The 16,417-nt window shown below is 66.0% G+C and carries 10 protein-coding genes; 2 read left to right on the top strand and 8 right to left on the bottom strand.

Annotation, left to right across the window (positions count from 1 at the left end):
* Nucleotides 1-135: 135 nt before the first annotated feature.
* Nucleotides 136-1,629 carry an FAD-linked oxidase C-terminal domain-containing protein gene (locus tag F6X37_RS09745; protein WP_090803097.1) on the bottom strand — a complete coding sequence of 498 codons (1,494 nt, stop codon included), beginning with the start codon at nucleotides 1,627-1,629 and terminating at the stop codon, nucleotides 136-138.
* 153 nt (nucleotides 1,630-1,782) lie between these two features.
* Nucleotides 1,783-3,201, bottom strand: coding sequence for an FAD-linked oxidase C-terminal domain-containing protein (locus F6X37_RS09740; RefSeq protein WP_187611121.1), 1,419 nt, complete (start codon nucleotides 3,199-3,201; stop codon nucleotides 1,783-1,785).
* Between the two features lie 271 nt (nucleotides 3,202-3,472).
* Between F6X37_RS09740 and F6X37_RS09735 the strand changes: the two genes are divergently transcribed.
* Nucleotides 3,473-4,027 carry a cob(I)yrinic acid a,c-diamide adenosyltransferase gene (locus F6X37_RS09735; RefSeq protein ID WP_187611120.1) on the top strand — a complete coding sequence of 185 codons (555 nt, stop codon included), beginning with the start codon at nucleotides 3,473-3,475 and terminating at the stop codon, nucleotides 4,025-4,027.
* Between the two features lie 54 nt (nucleotides 4,028-4,081).
* Here the strand turns inward: F6X37_RS09735 and F6X37_RS09730 are convergent, their stop codons facing one another.
* The 6 genes from F6X37_RS09730 to F6X37_RS09705 all read right to left on the bottom strand — a co-directional run bounded on the left by F6X37_RS09730 (nucleotide 4,082) and on the right by F6X37_RS09705 (nucleotide 13,282).
* Nucleotides 4,082-4,414, bottom strand: coding sequence for a helix-turn-helix domain-containing protein (locus F6X37_RS09730; protein WP_090803102.1), 333 nt, complete (start codon nucleotides 4,412-4,414; stop codon nucleotides 4,082-4,084).
* Nucleotides 4,411-4,755, bottom strand: a complete 345-nt coding sequence (locus F6X37_RS09725; protein WP_090803103.1) for a type II toxin-antitoxin system RelE/ParE family toxin — start codon at nucleotides 4,753-4,755, stop codon at nucleotides 4,411-4,413. The genes F6X37_RS09730 and F6X37_RS09725 overlap by 4 nt, the downstream gene beginning before the upstream one ends.
* 203 nt (nucleotides 4,756-4,958) lie before the next feature.
* Nucleotides 4,959-6,032: a 3-deoxy-7-phosphoheptulonate synthase AroG gene (gene aroG, locus F6X37_RS09720; protein WP_090805593.1), complete on the bottom strand. Its 1,074-nt coding sequence runs from the start codon at nucleotides 6,030-6,032 to the stop codon at nucleotides 4,959-4,961.
* Between the two features lie 416 nt (nucleotides 6,033-6,448).
* Nucleotides 6,449-7,915 (bottom strand): metalloprotease TldD, encoded by a 1,467-nt coding sequence (tldD, locus tag F6X37_RS09715; RefSeq protein ID WP_187611119.1) that lies wholly within the window; start codon nucleotides 7,913-7,915, stop codon nucleotides 6,449-6,451.
* Nucleotides 7,916-8,002: 87 nt separating this feature from the next.
* A complete protein-coding gene (locus tag F6X37_RS09710) occupies nucleotides 8,003-8,866 on the bottom strand; it encodes a carbon-nitrogen hydrolase family protein (protein ID WP_187611118.1) in 864 nt (287 codons plus the stop codon).
* A gap of 153 nt (nucleotides 8,867-9,019) precedes the next feature.
* Complete coding sequence (locus tag F6X37_RS09705) at nucleotides 9,020-13,282, bottom strand: YhdP family protein (RefSeq protein WP_187611117.1); 4,263 nt, start codon at nucleotides 13,280-13,282, stop codon at nucleotides 9,020-9,022.
* A gap of 264 nt (nucleotides 13,283-13,546) precedes the next feature.
* Between F6X37_RS09705 and glnE the strand changes: the two genes are divergently transcribed.
* On the top strand, nucleotides 13,547-16,342 hold the full coding sequence (gene glnE, locus F6X37_RS09700) for a bifunctional [glutamate--ammonia ligase]-adenylyl-L-tyrosine phosphorylase/[glutamate--ammonia-ligase] adenylyltransferase (RefSeq protein ID WP_187611116.1): 2,796 nt from the start codon (nucleotides 13,547-13,549) through the stop codon (nucleotides 16,340-16,342).
* The last annotated feature ends 75 nt before the right edge of the window (nucleotides 16,343-16,417 follow it).

Raw genomic sequence — 16,417 nt, 5'->3', positions numbered from 1 at the left:
GCTGGCAAGCCGGAGCGCACCCGCATGACGGGGCGCGGCATCGGTCTGGAGGAGAGGGCGCAAAGCGCCGCGCAGGCCGCGCCAGCATCAGTGCGGGCGCGGCCAACGGTGGATGCGCGCTGCAAACGCCAGCCGCTAGAAGCGCGGCAGCTCGGGATGAGGCAGCAGGCCGCCGCGCACGTGCATCTTGCCGTATTCGGCACAGCGCGCCCGCGTCGGGATGCCCTTGTCGGGGTTCAACAGGCCGGGCGCGTCGAATGCTCGCTTGACCGCGTGGAACGTGTCGCGCTCTTCGGGCGAGAACTGCACGCACATCGAATTGATCTTCTCGATGCCGACGCCATGCTCGCCCGTCACCGTGCCGCCCAGCTCGACGCAAGCTTCGAGGATGTCGCAACCGAACAACTCGGCGCGATGCCACTCGTCCTGGTCGTTGCCGTTGAACAGGATCAGCGGGTGCATGTTGCCGTCGCCGGCATGGAATACGTTGATGCAGCGCAACTGGTAGGTCTTCTCCATCTCCTCGATGCGCGCGAGCAGCGGCCCGATACTGCGGCGCGGCACGGTACCGTCCATGCAGTAGTAGTCCGGCGAAATGCGGCCGGCGGCCGGAAACGCGTTCTTGCGCCCGGACCAGAAGCGCAGGCGCTCGGCTTCCGTGCGTGAAATCTGGATACGGGTCGCGCCGTGCTCGCGCAGCACCGCGGTCATGCGCACGATCTCGGCCGCGACTTCCTCGGGCGTGCCGTCCGATTCGCACAGCAGGATCGCCGCCGCGTCGAGGTCGTAGCCGGCGTTGACGAACTCCTCGACCGCGCGCGTGGCGGGCTTGTCCATCATCTCGAGGCCGGCCGGAATGATGCCCGCCGCGATGATGCCCGCAACGGCGTCGCCGCCTTTGACGACGTCGTCGAAGCTGGCCATGATGACCTGCGCGGTTTGCGGCTTCGGGATCAGCTTGACGGTGACCTCGGTGACGATCGCGAACATGCCCTCGCTGCCAATCAGCACCGCGAGCAGATCGAGCCCCGGCGCGTCGGGCGCGAGCGAGCCGAATTCGACGATCTCGCCTTCCATCGTGACCGCGCGCACGCGCAGCACGTTGTGCACGGTGAGGCCGTACTTCAGGCAATGCACGCCGCCCGAATTCTCCGACACGTTGCCGCCGATCGTGCAGGCAATCTGCGACGACGGATCCGGCGCATAGTAAAGACCATACGGCGCCGCGGCTTCGGAGATCGCCAGATTGCGCACGCCCGGCTGCACGGTCGCGATGCGCGCGTACGAGTCGACTTCGACGATCTTGCGAAAGCGCGCGAGCGATACCACCACGCCGTGCCGAATCGGCATCGCGCCGCCGGACAGCCCGGTGCCCGCGCCGCGCGGCACGATGGGCACCTCGAGGCGATGGCAGATCTGCACGATGCGCTGCACCTGCGATTCGGTTTCCGGCAACACGACCGCGAGCGGCAGACGCCGGTACGCGGCGAGCCCGTCGCATTCGTACGCGACGGTGTCTTCTTCGCGATACAGCAGACAGTGGGTCGGCAACACGGCCATCAGTGCCTGCACGACTTCGCGCTGACGCTGCGCGAGGACTTCGGCCGACAGTTCAGCGGGTGCGTTCATGTGAGTTGTCTCCTCGTGGCTTGCGCCGGTCCGGCTTGCTGGTTCGAGCCGGCTGTTTCGTGCTGCCTGCTTCGCATCACTTGCGTGTTCAGCTTGGCGCGGTTGCCGCCGGGCGCGTCAGCGGTTTGCCGCGGCCGGCATGCGCAATGTCGATCAGGCCGCCGCCCAGGCGAAAATCTTGCCCGGGTTCATCAGATTGCGAGGGTCTAGCGCGCGCTTGATGGAGCGCATCGTGTCGACCGCGACGTCGCCGTGCTCCTCGAGCAGAAAGCCCATCTTGTGCAGGCCGATGCCATGCTCGCCGGTGCAGGTGCCGTCCATCCGCAGCGCGCGCTGCACGATGCGATGGTTCAGGCGCTCGGCTTCCTCGAGCTCTTCGGGCTTGTCCGGGTCGATCAGGATCGCGACGTGGAAGTTTCCGTCGCCGACATGGCCGACGATCGGGCAGGGCAGCGGCGAGGCCAACAGATCCTGCTCCGTTTCGACCACACACTCCGCGAGACGCGAGATCGGCACGCAGACGTCGGTGGTGACCGCGCGCGAGCCGGGCTTCAGTTGCAGCATCGCGAAATACGCGTTGTGACGCGCGTTCCACAGATGGCTGCGGTCTTCGGGGCGCGTCGCCCATTCGAAGCCTTCACCGGCATTCTGTGCGGCGATTTCCTGCACGAGTTCGGCCTGTTCCTTGACGCCGGCCTCGGTGCCGTGAAATTCGAAGAACAATGTGGGCGCTTCGCGCAGTGTCAGATTCGAATGGCGATTGATCGAGCGGATCGCAAGTGAGTCGACGAACTCGACACGCGCGATCGGCACGCCGATCTGGATCGTCTCGATGACCGCGCGCACCGCATCGCCCATCGACGGGAACGTGCACACCGCGGCCGACACCGCCTCCGGCTGCGGATAGAGGCGCAGCGTGATTTCGGTAATCACGCCGAGCGTGCCTTCCGAGCCGACGAACAGGCGCGTGAGGTCGTACCCCGCCGACGATTTGCGTGCGCGCGAGCCGGTCTTGATCACGCGGCCATCGGCGAGCACGACCGTCAGGCCGAGCACGTTCTCGCGCATCGTGCCGTAGCGCACGGCGTTGGTACCCGACGCGCGGGTTGCCGACATGCCGCCGATGCTCGCGTCCGCGCCGGGGTCGATCGGGAAGAACAGGCCGGTGTCGCGCAGCGCTTCGTTCAGTTGCTTGCGCGAGATGCCGGGCTCGACGGTGACGGTCAGGTCTTCGGCGTTGATCGACAACACCCGGTTCATTTCCGACAGATCGATCGACACGCCGCCTTGCACGGCAAGCAGATGTCCTTCGAGCGACGAGCCATTGCCGTACGGAATGATCGGCACGTCGTACCGGCCGCACAGCTTGACGGCGGTTTGCACGTCTTCGCTTGTACGCGCGAACACGACGGCGTCAGGCAGTTGCGGATCGAACGGTGATTCGTCGCGGCCGTGGTGCGCACGCACGGCTTCGGCAACGGAAACGCGATCGCCGAAAGCGGCTTTTAGCTGGTTCAGCAATTCGGCGGGAAACGGCCGGCGTAGCGGCGCCGGCGGCACGGGATGGTTCACGCATGTCTCCTGTGTCGACCGGAGTTAGCGCTACAGCGCTTACTCCGGTCCCATGCTTTAGCTCGATCGGAGTTGGCGCTTCAACGCTTGCTCCGGTCCCATGAAAGTTTCTTTAAATAACGGTCTGTTTGCAGCAAGTGTTTCATTTTACGCCGTTCGCCCGCCAGGCAGCGCTGGGTCGGCTTCCGCTCATATAATGGCGGCGATTTCGCGATGCGTGCAATATGGACAAACCAGCTGGCAGCATCGTCACTAATACATGGGAGACGTCATGGGCAATCGCCTCAGCAAGATCGCCACTCGCACCGGCGACGACGGCACCACCGGTCTCGGCGACGGCCGCCGCGTGCGCAAGGACAGCGCGCGTATCGCCGCGATTGGCGACGTCGACGAACTCAATTCGAATCTCGGCGTGCTGTTGTGCGAGAACCTGCCCGAGAACGTACGCGCGGCGCTGGTCGCAATCCAGCACGACCTGTTCGATCTGGGCGGCGAGCTGTGCATTCCCGGTCACACGATGATTTCCGAACAGCATCTCGCGCAGCTCGACGGCTGGCTCGCCGACTACAACGCCACGCTGCCGCCGCTGAAGGAATTCATTCTGCCGGGCGGTTCGCGCGCGGCCGCGCTCGCGCATGTGTGCCGTACCGTTTGCCGCCGCGCGGAGCGGGCGATCGTCGCGCTTGGCGAACACGAGGCGCTGAACGCGGCGCCACGTCAGTACGTGAACCGGCTGTCGGATCTGCTGTTCGTGCTGGCGCGCGTGCTCAATCGCGCGGACGGCGGCACCGACGTGCTGTGGCAGCACGATCGCGGCGCGCCGTGAATGGCGACGCACATGTGCGCATGGACACGCACGGTGCTTCGCACGAGCCGACGCTCAACCGACGGCGAGCGTGACCGGCTTGCCGATGCGGCTCAGCATTTCCACGAGCGTGTCGATCGTGAACTTGGTGGTTTTCTTGTTGACGACGTCGGACACGCGCGGGCGCGACACCATCAGGATTTCGGCCGCCTCGGCCTGCTTCAGATGATGCTGTTCGATCCACGTGGACAGCTCGGTCATCAGCTGTTCCTTGAGCAGCCGCGTGTCGTTGATCTGCTTTTGCGACGCCGCGTGAAGGCGTTTCGCTTCATCGGCGGAAAAACCGAGTTCGAGGAACACGTTCGCGCCGGCTCGCGTTACGTGACGAATGTTGGTGTCGATCGTCATGGCTGGGTGGTCCTGTAATGGGTGATGGCGCGGTAGCGCGTTTCGGCAATTCTTCTGTCGTGCGGTCCGAGCCTCTGCGTTTTCTTCTGAAAGCAATGCAGCACGTACAGCGCTTCGGCGTATTTGGCGACGTACATCACGCGAAAAATGCCGTCCTCGTCTCTGATGCGAATTTCGCGCGTTCCCGCGCCGATAGACTCGAACGGTTTCCAGTCGTCAGGGTCGAGTCCTGACTGAATCTTGTGAAGCTGAAACCCTGCGAGACGACGCGCTTCGTTGGGAAAAGCGAGCAAATCACGGTAGCTGGAGCCTAACCAGCGAATTTCTTTTTCCTGCTCCATCGCCACCTCATGTATAAAATCTTATACGCATTCTCCGGCCTGGTCAAGCGTGTAAGCGACCAGGCAACGAGCTATGACGATATCGAGGCAGCAGGCTGAGTACCATTCGTCCGAATGGCCAATAAAAAAACCCGGTTCGATATTGAACCGGGTTTCTTCTACGGACTGCCGACAAGCCCCCGCAGTGGCGGCGGGGCAGGTGTTCAGTTGCCGCTGCCGCGCGCGACGCGGCGCTGTCTGACCGCTTCGGCAAGGCCTTCGAGCACCGCGACGCTCTCGTCCCAGCCGATGCATGCATCGGTAATGCTCTGGCCGTACGTGAGCTCGCAGCCTTCCTGCAGATCCTGGCGACCCGCGACGAGGTGCGACTCCACCATCACGCCGACGATCCGCTCGTCACCCGCGGCGATCTGACGGCCGATGTCCGCGCACACCGGAATCTGGTTTTCGTGCTTCTTCGAACTGTTCGCGTGGCTCGCATCGATCATCAGACGCGCGGCGAGACCCGCCTTGCCGATGTCCGCGCAGGCCGCGTTGACGTTGTCGGCGTCGTAGTTCGGCGTTTTGCCGCCGCGCAGAATCACGTGGCAGTCCTCGTTGCCCGCGGTCGATACGATCGCCGAGTGGCCGCCCTTCGTGACCGACAGGAAATGGTGCGGCTGCGAGGCGGCCTTGATCGCGTCGACGGCGATCTTCACGTTGCCGTCCGTGCCGTTCTTGAAGCCGACCGGGCACGACAGTCCCGAAGCCAGCTCCCGGTGCACCTGCGATTCGGTCGTGCGCGCGCCGATGGCACCCCAGGAGATCAGATCCGCGATGTACTGCGGGCTGATCATGTCGAGGTACTCGGTGCCGGCCGGCAGGCCGAGTTCGTTGATGCGCAGAAGCAGCTCGCGCGCGGTGCGCAGACCTTCGTTGATCTTGAAGCTGTTGTCCATATGCGGGTCGTTGATGAGACCCTTCCAGCCCACCGTCGTACGCGGCTTTTCGAAGTACACGCGCATCACGACTTCGAGTTCGCCGGCAAAGCGCTTGCGCTGCTCGATCAGACGCCCCGCGTATTCGATCGCGGCCTTCGGATCGTGAATCGAGCACGGGCCGATCACGACGATCAGACGATCGTCCATGCCGTGCAGAATGCGATGCATCGCGGTGCGCGAGTCGTAGATCACGTTGGAAACCGTCTCGTCGCAGGCAAATTCGCGGATCAGGTGAGCGGGCGGCGTGAGTTCCTTCAATTCGCGAATGCGGACATCATCGGTATTGTGCGGGGGCATGTTGTTCTCCTGAATCGGTTCGTAGCGTGTTCGCGCGGGCAACGGGGGCGATCAGTCAGTGATCAAACAGCGAGGCCAGAGCGGACGACGATCAAAAAATGGTCAACGACAAAATGTCAGTCAGGTATCGAAAAGCGTGAGACGAAAAAAAACCGCCAGGCTAGCTGGCGGTTTTTCGGGAATTCTCGGTGTCCTGCGTGCACTAACACCCCTCTCGATCCGCCAGCGGTCTGAGATACCAAAAAAAGTAAAAATAAAACTTGGCGGACATGGCGAAGTGAATGCGTCGCTGGTCAAAAAGGGTGAGTGAGTTTATAACCCGGTACAGGCTCGGCTGACAAGCTGGGGCGTCGAAAAATGCGGAAAACCCGCACACTTCGCGCCTTGCGTGCGCGAAGCGTGCATCCGTGACGAAATCAGGCCGTGCCGCCGACCGTCATCCGCTCGATGCGCAGCGTCGGTTGACCGACGCCCACCGGCACGCTCTGGCCTTCCTTGCCGCACACGCCCACGCCCGAATCGAGCTTCATGTCGTTGCCGATCATCGTGACGTACTTCAGCGATTCCGGTCCGCTGCCGATCAGCGTCGCGCCCTTGACCGGATACGTGATCTTGCCGTTCTCGATCATGTACGCCTCGGAGGCCGAGAACACGAATTTGCCGTTCGTGATGTCGACCTGACCGCCGCCGAAGTTCACCGCATACAGGCCGTTCTTCACGGACGCGAGGATTTCTTGCGGGTCCTTGTCGCCGTTCAGCATGTACGTGTTGGTCATGCGCGGCATCGGCAGCGCCGCGTACGATTCGCGCCGAGCGTTGCCGGTGACCGGCATCTTCATCAGACGCGCGTTCAGCGTGTCCTGGATGTAGCCCTTCAGGATGCCGTCCTCGATCAGCGTCGTGCACTGGGTCGGATTACCTTCGTCGTCGATATTGAGCGAGCCGCGACGATTCGGCAGCGTGCCGTCGTCGACCACGGTGACGCCCTTCGCGGCGACCTGCTCGCCGATGCGTCCCGCGAATGCCGACGACCCTTTGCGGTTGAAGTCGCCCTCGAGCCCGTGGCCGATCGCCTCGTGCAGCAGCACGCCGGGCCAGCCCGGCCCGAGCACGACGGTCATCGCGCCGGCCGGCGCCGGACGCGCATCGAGATTGATGAGAGCGGCGTGCACCGCGTCGTCGACATAGCGCGACAGCACTTCATCGGTGAAATAGCCGTAGTCGAAACGCCCGCCGCCGCCGCCGCTGCCGATTTCGCGGCGGCCGTTCTGCTCGGCGATCACCGTCACCGAGACACGCACGAGCGGCCGGATGTCGGCCGCGAAGCCGCCGTCGCTGCGCGCGACCAGCACCACGTCGTATTCGCCGGCGAGGCCCGCCATCACCTGCTGGATGCGCGGGTCGCGGCCGCGCGCCATCTGCTCGATGCGCTCGAGCAGTTTGACCTTGGCGGTGGCGTCGAGCGAATGCAGCGGGTCGGACGGCAGGTACAGATCGCGCCCGGCGATGCCGGTCAGCGACGACGCCACCTGGATCTTCTGCTTGCCGCCGCCTGCCTTGGCGATCGCGCGCGTGGCGATGGCCGCCTGGCGGATCGCTTCGGGCGACAGGTCGTCCGAGTAGGCGAACGCGGTGCGCTCGCCCGACACGGCGCGCACGCCGACGCCCTGATCGATGCTGAAGCTGCCCGACTTCACGATGCCTTCCTCGAGACTCCACGCTTCGCTGCGGGTGGTCTGGAAGTACAGGTCCGCGTAGTCGACGCGGTGCGTGAAGATTTCGGCGAGCGTGCGCGTGAGCAGCGATTCGTCGAGACCATAGGGCGTGAGGAGGATGTCCTTGGCGGCGGCGAGATTACGGATACCGGGTTCGATGATGTTCATGCGAAGTATGTTCTGCTCGATACGAAGGGGTCGGGGAGCGCCTGCGTCGCTATATGCGTGGCAGGCGCCGCAGTTTCAATGTCGGTTTCAGGTCAGCACGCGATGACGCCATGCCGGCAGGCTTTGCCGCACTTCGTCGATGCGCGCGCGTTCGAGGTTGCCCGCGACCACGCCGGCGCCCTCGTCGCGCACCGCGACGATCTCGCCCCACGGGTCGATCAGCATGCTGTGGCCCCAGGTGCGGCGGCCGTTTTCATGTTTGCCGCCTTGCGCCGCGGCGAGCACGTAGCACTGGTTTTCGATCGCGCGAGTGCGCAGCAGCAGCTCCCAATGCGCGCGGCCGGTCGTGTAGGTAAACGCCGACGGCACCACGATCAGCGCGCAGTCGCCCATGCGCCGGTACAGCTCGGGAAAGCGCAGATCGTAGCAGACCGACAGGCCGACCCGGCCGAATGGCGCCTCGAAGCTTTGCACCGAGGTGCCGGGTCGAATCGTGCGCGCTTCGTCGAACGATTCTTCGCCCTTTTCGAAGTTGAACAGGTGGATCTTGTCGTAGCGCGCGGCCTCGTTGCCGCTCGGGTCGAACACCAGCGTCGTGTTCAGTACGCGCGACGGCTCCGGTGCGTTCAGCGGCAGGGTGCCGCCGATCACCCAGATCTGGTGGCGGCGCGCGGCGTCGGCGAGAAAGCGTTGGATCGGGCCGTCCTGATGTGGCTCGCGCACGGCGAGCTTGTCGGTGTCCTTGAAGCCCATGAAACAGAAATACTCGGGGAGCAGCACGAGTTGCGCGCCGTCGGCGGCGGCTTCGGCGATCAGGCGCTCTGCGTCGGCGAGATTGCGATCGCGATCCGGCGAGCTGACCATCTGCAGCGCGGCGACCCGGAAGGGGCTGGCTACAAGGCCGCTGGAGGTTGCGGCGGATGCGGATGAAGTGACGTGTGTTTCGCTCATGAGCGTGTCGAAAGACTCCCGGCGGGCGGCGGTGTGAAGCGCGGGCGCCGCATGCATGGTTCTGGGCTGGCTCGGCCCCGTTGGCGCATTGAGTCGATAGAGCGGCACGAGCGGCCGCGTGGTTCGAGACGGCGGCGCCAGGGAAACCGGAGCTCAGTGCGCTTCCACGGTCGAAGCCGGAGCGTCAATCTTACCCCGTTCGCCCGTCACCCGCTCGACGTGCGGTTTCGACCACGAGCCGGTGATCGCGTAGTCGCGCGCGAATACGTGCGACACCCCATGCGTGAACGCGATATCGGCGATCAGCGCGCCGAGGCCGATCAGCGGATTGATGACCGTCGCGGCGATCACCGCGGAGCCGGCGCTGACGGTCGGCACTACGTGCAGGTGCAGGTCCTGGCTCTTCTGCGCGATGTCGACCGAGCCCACCATCTCGGCGCGGGCCGGCGCGGTCACCATCCTGAAGTTGTCGGTGCGGGCGATGCCGTCATGAATCTGCGCGGTACCCGTCACGCTCGAGAACGGCAGGCCCTCGCCGATCACATCGCGGAAATTGAGTGTGGCGATGCGCGCGAGGCTTTGCAGGCTCAGCACGCCGAGCAGCGTCGCGACGCCCGGATCGACCTTCAGGATCTGACCGTGGTGTAGATCCAGCGCGAGGTTGCCGTTCAGCGTCGAATAGTCGATCGTGGTCGGGCCGCCCTGCCACACGGCCTTGCCCTGAATCGAGCCGGTGCCGCCCCTGAGCGTCCTCGGCAGACCGAAGCGCTCGAGCATTGCGCCGGCATCCTTGATGTCGAGCTTGAAATCGAACACGGTGCGGCGCGGCATGGCTTCGTCGGCCGAGGTGGGCAGTTCGGTCGAGGTGCGCCAGTTCGCGGTCGCGCTCAGCGTCGCGGTGGGGTTCGTCACGTCGAGCTTGTCGAGCTGCCAGACCGGCACGCCGTTTTCTTCGAAGTTGTGCGCGTCGACCTCGAGCCGGCCGACGTTGCGATCGTGCACGATCAGCTCGTCGACGACCAGATCGATCGACGGCATGTTCAGCGCGGGCGCCGACATCGCCGGACCGAGCAGGTCCTTGTCCGCGACCGACGGAATCACGACGCGCGCGAAGCGCGCCTGGAGTTCGCCCGGCGATTCGCGGGTCGCTCCCGGCAGCCACGACACGTGGCCTGACACCTGATTCGACGCGACGTTCGCCTGCCACGTGCGGTCCGCGTGCGACGCGCCGACGATCACGTTGTCCCAGTGACGCTTGAGCAGCGTAAGCATGTCGATGTGCAGCGCGAAGCGGTTCGGCAGGAACTGCGTGAGCATGGGATTCGGCACGGCCGTAGGCGCGGCCGCGGGTGTGGCCGCACTGCTGGCGGTATTGCCGCCGTTCGCACCGCCGTTCACGCCATTCGCCCCGCCCGCGCTCACGCCCGCGCGCAGCTGCGCGGCGAGCGCGCGCCAGGCGTCGGCATCGATCTCCTTGATGTCCGCCGCGGCGACCACGCCCTCGGACGGCAGGTCGACCGGCCGGTTCACGCCGATCGCGCCGCGCACGACGGTCGGTGACGTACGCGGCTGCGCGTTCGGCCGATAGCGCAGCAGATACGCGGCGGCGACCGGTCCCAACGTCAGGTCGGCGCGTTCGAGGCCGGCTTCGCCCGGCAGCGTCGACGGATTGACCGAGAAGTGCAGCGGCATCGGCGTGCCGGCAGTCTTTTTGAACGGCGCTGGAAAATCGAGCCCGAGGCCGCTCAGATCAGAGTTGGCGCTGACCTCCGGCAGGCGGCCCTTCGCGCCGGTGACGCGCAATGCATAAGGCGCGCTGCCGCTCATATGCGTGAGCACCTGTGCGGCCGGGCCATGCAGATGCAGTTCGCGCGCGGCATCGACGGCGATGTGGCCGTTGAGCGCGAGCGCGTACGTGCCGTCTTGCCGCAAGCCGCCGTTCGCATGCACGTCACCGCCGAGGAACTGGCCGGAGAGCCGCTCGACCTCGGCCGTGCGTTCGGTGAAGCGCACCCGGCCGTTCAGCTGCGACAGCGACGGCGCATTGCTCACGCTCAGGCGATTGTTCTGGAAGCCGAGCGCACCTTCCACGCCGATATGCGGCTTCGGCGTACGCGGGATCGTCAGCTTCAGCGCGAGCGACGCGGGCCCTTCCGCGCGAATTTTTTCGGTCTGGTGCCGCGCCATGATGCCGAGCGAGCTGCCGTTCACGTAGTCGAGCATATCGGCGAGCGGGCCACGGCCGTTGCCCTGGATGGTTAGGTTCGAGCCTTTGGTGCCGAGGTCGTCGATGCGGCCGTTCACGCCGGTCAGCGCGACGCGCTTGTAACGGCCGCGGTCGATGTCGAAGCGCAGCACGTTCTGCTTGAGCTCGAACACGCCGTCGATGCCGTCGAGCGGCGGCCAAACGTTTGGCGTGCCGTTGCGCATGTTGCGCGGCGGGAACGGCGTCGGATCGAACTTGCCGCCGGTGAACGGCGCGACGATGCGGAAGATGCCGGCGTCGGGGTCGCGCGCGTAGGGGAACTTGGTCAGGTCGCCGTGCACTTCGATCGTGCCGCCACGCGACACGCCAGCCTGCAAGCCGTGGCCGAGGTAAATGCGCAGCTTTTCGCTGACCGCGGTCGGCAGATAGCGGGCGATGTGCGTCACCTGCGCGCGCCGGAAGTCGGCTTTCAGGTCGAGCGAGCCGCGGCCGTGGCCGGGATTGCTGTAGCTCGCAGTCGCGCTCGCCTCGACGTCAGGGTTCGATACGCTGAAATCGTTGAGCTTGAGCGCGAACGCGGGACGCGTGTCGCCCGGTGCCTTCGTGCCCATCGTCCAGTCGGCGCGGCCGTGCAGACGCGCAAGCGTGAGACGCGGATCGTCGAACACGCCCGGCAGCGTGATCGCCACGTTGGTCGTATCGAAGTTCGCGTGGCCGCCTTTTTCATCGGCGTCGACGTTGCCCCACAGGTTTTCGATGCCGGGAACGCCGGCGCGCGGGTGGCCGCGCGGCGTCAGGCCCGGCCCCGGCTCCTGGGCGGCAAAGCTGATGCCCTGCAAATCGCCCTTGAAGCGATAACGCTCGATCGGTTCAGCACCCGTCGGCCGACGGTCGCTGCCCACTTCTCCGGATTCCGGCTTGCCGCGCTCGAGCTCGATCACGTAGTTCGCGACGCGCCCGCGCGGATTGATGCGCACGAGTTCATTGAGAAAGTGCCGCGGCAGCGGCAGCGCGCGGCTGAATTCGGCGAGGATGCCGAGATCGACGCGATCGCCGCTGACGCTCAAAAGCTGCCCATGCTGCTGCGACGCCATCCGGTAGCGGCTGTCGAGGGTCCGGAAGCGCAGGATGCGCGTGAGCGGCGTGCCGTCTTCGAGCGGCGGCTGGCCGAGCTCGGCACGCAGGTCCGACAGCTGCAGCCGGTACTCGCCTTCGTTTGCCTCGACGCGCCACAGAAAGTGGGTGATCGGCACGAGCAGCCTTGGCTGGGTCGGGCGCACGCGCATCGCGACGTCGTAACCGCTCAACTGGCCGGTCGCCTGGGTCATGCGGCCTTCGCTGAAGTCGATCCAGATTGCATTGTCGATGCGGCCGGCGAACGTCTCGATCGGGAACTGGATGTAGCGCGCGAGCGTCGGCAGATCGACCGGGCCCGTCGACATGTACACCTGCCCGCTCCAGTTGATCGGCTTGCCGAGCGCCGAGAGCGGCGCGTGGCGGAAGTGCGTGCGGAAGTCGAGCGGGCCTTTCAGCACCTGGCCGTCGGGTGGCGCCTGCAGCGCCATGCGGTGGTCGCGGCCGTCATTGAGGATCGCGATGCGGATGTCGCGCAGCGCCAGTTCGGGTTCGTTGCGCGTCGCGTCGCGCCAGCGCAGCACGCCGCCGCGCACGACGATCGCCTGCTGACGCAACAACCAGGTGGACAGCGCGTCGTTGCCGCTGTGGCGCGTCGGCACCGGCACGCCCGCGACCGACAGCACGCCGTCCTCGCTGCGCGACACCAGCACGTCCGGCTGATCGACGATCAGGCTCGACAGCGCCAGATGAAACTCCCACAGCGAGCGCCAGGACACCGACGCGGTGGCGTGCGGAATCGTCAGCGCGGGTTGGCCGTCGTGATCGCGGATGACGAGATTCGTGACATCGAGCCCTGGCTGGAAGCCGCTCCAGTGCGGCGCGAGCCGGCCGATCGTGAATTGGGTGCGCAGCTTGTCGGAGACCGCGGCTTCGATGCGCGGCCGGAACATGTCGGCGCGCGGCAGCACCACGTAGCGCAAACCCAGAAACAGTCCGCCCGCGATGAAATAGAGGACGAGCGCGAGCGCGGCGAGCACGCGCAACGTCCGACGCAGCACGATGTGGTCGCTTCCGCTCACATGCCGGACCTGCGGTGGGGTTTGCGGGTCGGCGGATTCGTTTCGCTCGGACATGCTGCGGCGGCTGGGCGTATGGTAGTTTTGCGTGTTAACGACGAAATGTATCACACGGGAAAGCGTCGGCGGACCTCCTGCAAACCCTGTCCGATGGCCCGTGACGGCGATTGGCGAGGCCGTCCGGCATGGGGGCCGGCACGCTTGTCGCCGCATGCCGATGGCACGACGGAACGACACGACAACGACCCCGGAACGACACCCGGACACCGTCAGAATACCGCCGGACAAATTCGATCAAGCAACGAGCGAGCCAGATTTTTGATGACTGACGCCACCCTCCTGAGTTCCAGCTATTCGCACTATGCCGCGCGCGCCGCCGCGGCCCGCCCGCAACTGGTCGCGCATGTCGGCGCGCTGGCCGACGAACTGCTGACGCGCGAGCGCATCGACGCGCGTCTCGACGAACTGTGCGCCGAGGCGGCGGGCCCAGCCGGTGCGCCGGTCAACGAAGATGCGCTGAAGCGCGCGCTGCGCCAGCTGCGCACCGAAGTATTCTGCGCGGTGATGGAGCGCGACCTGGCCGGCGAGGCCGATATCGCCGAAGTCACCGGCGCGATGACCGATCTCGCGGAAACGACGATCCAGCGCGCGCTGACGGTGCTGAGCGCCGAGCTCGAAGCGCTGTATGGCGAGCCGCGCGACCAGCAGGGCGAACGGCTCACGCTTGGCGTGGTCGGTATGGGCAAGCTCGGCGGGCGCGAGCTGAACGTGTCGTCGGATATCGACCTGATCTTCGTCTATGAGGACGACGGCGAGACCGCCGGCGGCCAGCGCTCGCCGCTCGCGACCCAGGAGTTCTTCACGCGGCTCGGCAAGCGGCTGATCGGCGCGCTCGCCGAAGTCACCGCCGACGGCTACGTGTTTCGCGTCGATATGCGTCTGCGGCCGAACGGCGATTCGGGGCCGCTCGTATGCAGCCTCGGCATGCTCGAAGAGTATTTCTATGTGCAGGGCCGCGAGTGGGAGCGCTACGCGTGGATCAAGGGCCGGCTCGTGTCCGAGGGCGCGAGCGCCTCGGCGCAGCGGCTGCAGAAGCAGCTCGGGGCGATCGTCACGCCGTTCGTCTATCGACGCTATCTGGATTTCGGCGTGATCAGCGCGATTCGCGCGCTGCATCTGCAGATCCGCCAGGAGGCGCAGCGCCGCGCGTCGATGCGCCCCGACAAGGCCGACGACATCAAGCTCGGCCGTGGCGGCATCCGTGAAATCGAATTCAGCGCGCAGGTGTTCCAGCTGATCCGCGGCGGCCAGGACGCCGGCTTTCGCGTGCGGCCGACGCTCGCCGTGCTGCGCCACGCGGCCACGAATGGGTTGATGGATCCGTCGGTGTGCGTGAAGCTGTCGCAGGCGTATCGCTTTCTGCGGGAGCTCGAGCATCGTTTGCAATATCGCAACGACGCGCAGACCCACGCGATGCCCGTCGATGCCGAAGACCGCATGGCGCTCGCGCGCGTGATGGGCTGCGACGACTACCCGCAATTGATGACGAAGCTCGACGCGCATCGCGAGTTCGTCGAACAGCAGTTCGACCAGATTTTCGCCGACAAGGTGGGCGGCCGCGACGGTTGCGGCGCGCCCGAGGACGGCGCGGCCGCGTGGGTGTGGAGCAGCGCGCTCGCCGACGATAGCGCCGACGACGCACTGCGCGCGCGCCTCGTCGAACTGGGGGTGGCCGAGCCCGGTGAGCTGCTCGCCCGGCTGCAGGCGGTGTGGCGCTCGTCGCGCTACACGGGCCTGAACGAGCGCAGCCGGCAGCGTTTCGACATCGTCGCGCAGCGCGCGCTCGAAGCCGCGCGCACGCTGGAGCCGGCCGGGCGGCGCGGCGATACGGTCGCGCGCCTGTTCGATCTGCTCGAAGCGGTGAGCCGGCGCGGCGCGTATCTGGCGCTTCTGACCGAGTATCCGCAGGCGCTGCACCAGGTGCTGTCGGTGCTGGGCGGCTCGCGCTGGGCGGCCGGCTATCTGATCCGCCATCCGCAGCTGCTCGACGAGCTGCTCGACGTCGAGGCGATCAACAGTCCGTTCGACTGGGCTGAATTCAAGCGTACGTTGCGTTTGCGGCTCGCCGCCGCCGATGGCGTCGAGCAGCAGATGGATCTGCTGCGTCACGCGCATCAGGCCGAGGTGTTCCGCATTCTGCTGATCGATCTTGCCGGCAAGCTGTCCGTCGAGCACGTCAGCGACCGGCTGTCCGAGCTCGCCGACGCGGTGCTCGACGTGACGATCGAAGCCGTGTGGAAGCAGTTGGCCAAACGTCATCGCGACGTGCCGCGCTTCGCGGTGATCGCCTACGGCAAGCTCGGCGGCAAGGAGCTCGGCTACGCGTCGGACCTCGACGTGATCTTCCTGTACGACGATCCCGGCGATGCCGCCGCCGACGTCTACGCAACCTACACACGGCGTCTGATCACATGGCTGACCACCGCGACCGGCGCCGGCACATTGTTCGACATCGACCTGCGGCTGCGACCCAACGGCGAGTCGGGCCTGCTCGTCACCGACCTCGATGCGTTCCGTCGCTACCAGCTGCGCGAGGGCGACGCGGCGAATACCGCGTGGGTGTGGGAGCATCAGGCGCTGACGCGTGCGCGCTACTGCGCGGGCGATCCGGAGATCGGCGCGAAGTTCGAGGCGATCCGCGAACAGGTGCTGACGACGCCGCGCGAAGCGGCGCCGCTCGCGAAAGAGATCGTCGAGATGCGCGTGCGTGTCGAGGCGGGACACCCGAACCATACGCCGGCGCTGTTCGACCTGAAGCACGACCGCGGCGGCATGGTCGATATCGAGTTCACCGTGCAGTACTGGGTGCTGCTGCATGCGGCGCGCGATCCCGAACTGATCCGCAATACCGGCAATATCGCGCTGCTGCGTGAGGTGTCGCGTTTCGGGCTGATGAGCGAAGCGGAAGCGGAGACGGTCGGCGCCGCCTATCGGCGCTATCGCAAGCTGCAGCACACGCTGCGGCTCGATGGGATGGAGAAGGCGCGGGTCGATCCGGCGCTGGTGGCGGCCGAGCGCGAGGCGGTGCTGGCGTTGTGGAAGAGGGTGTTTGGGTAAGGGCGCTCACGCACTTCGCGTCGCGCATCATGCGCGGCCGGGATCGGTGTGACGTCCCGGCCAAGCCGACTCAGC

Origin of the sequence: Paraburkholderia sp. 31.1, assembly GCF_014397645.1 — a bacterium.
GTDB lineage: Bacteria > Pseudomonadota > Gammaproteobacteria > Burkholderiales > Burkholderiaceae > Paraburkholderia > Paraburkholderia tuberum.
This window is presented reverse-complemented; position numbering and strand designations above follow the sequence as displayed.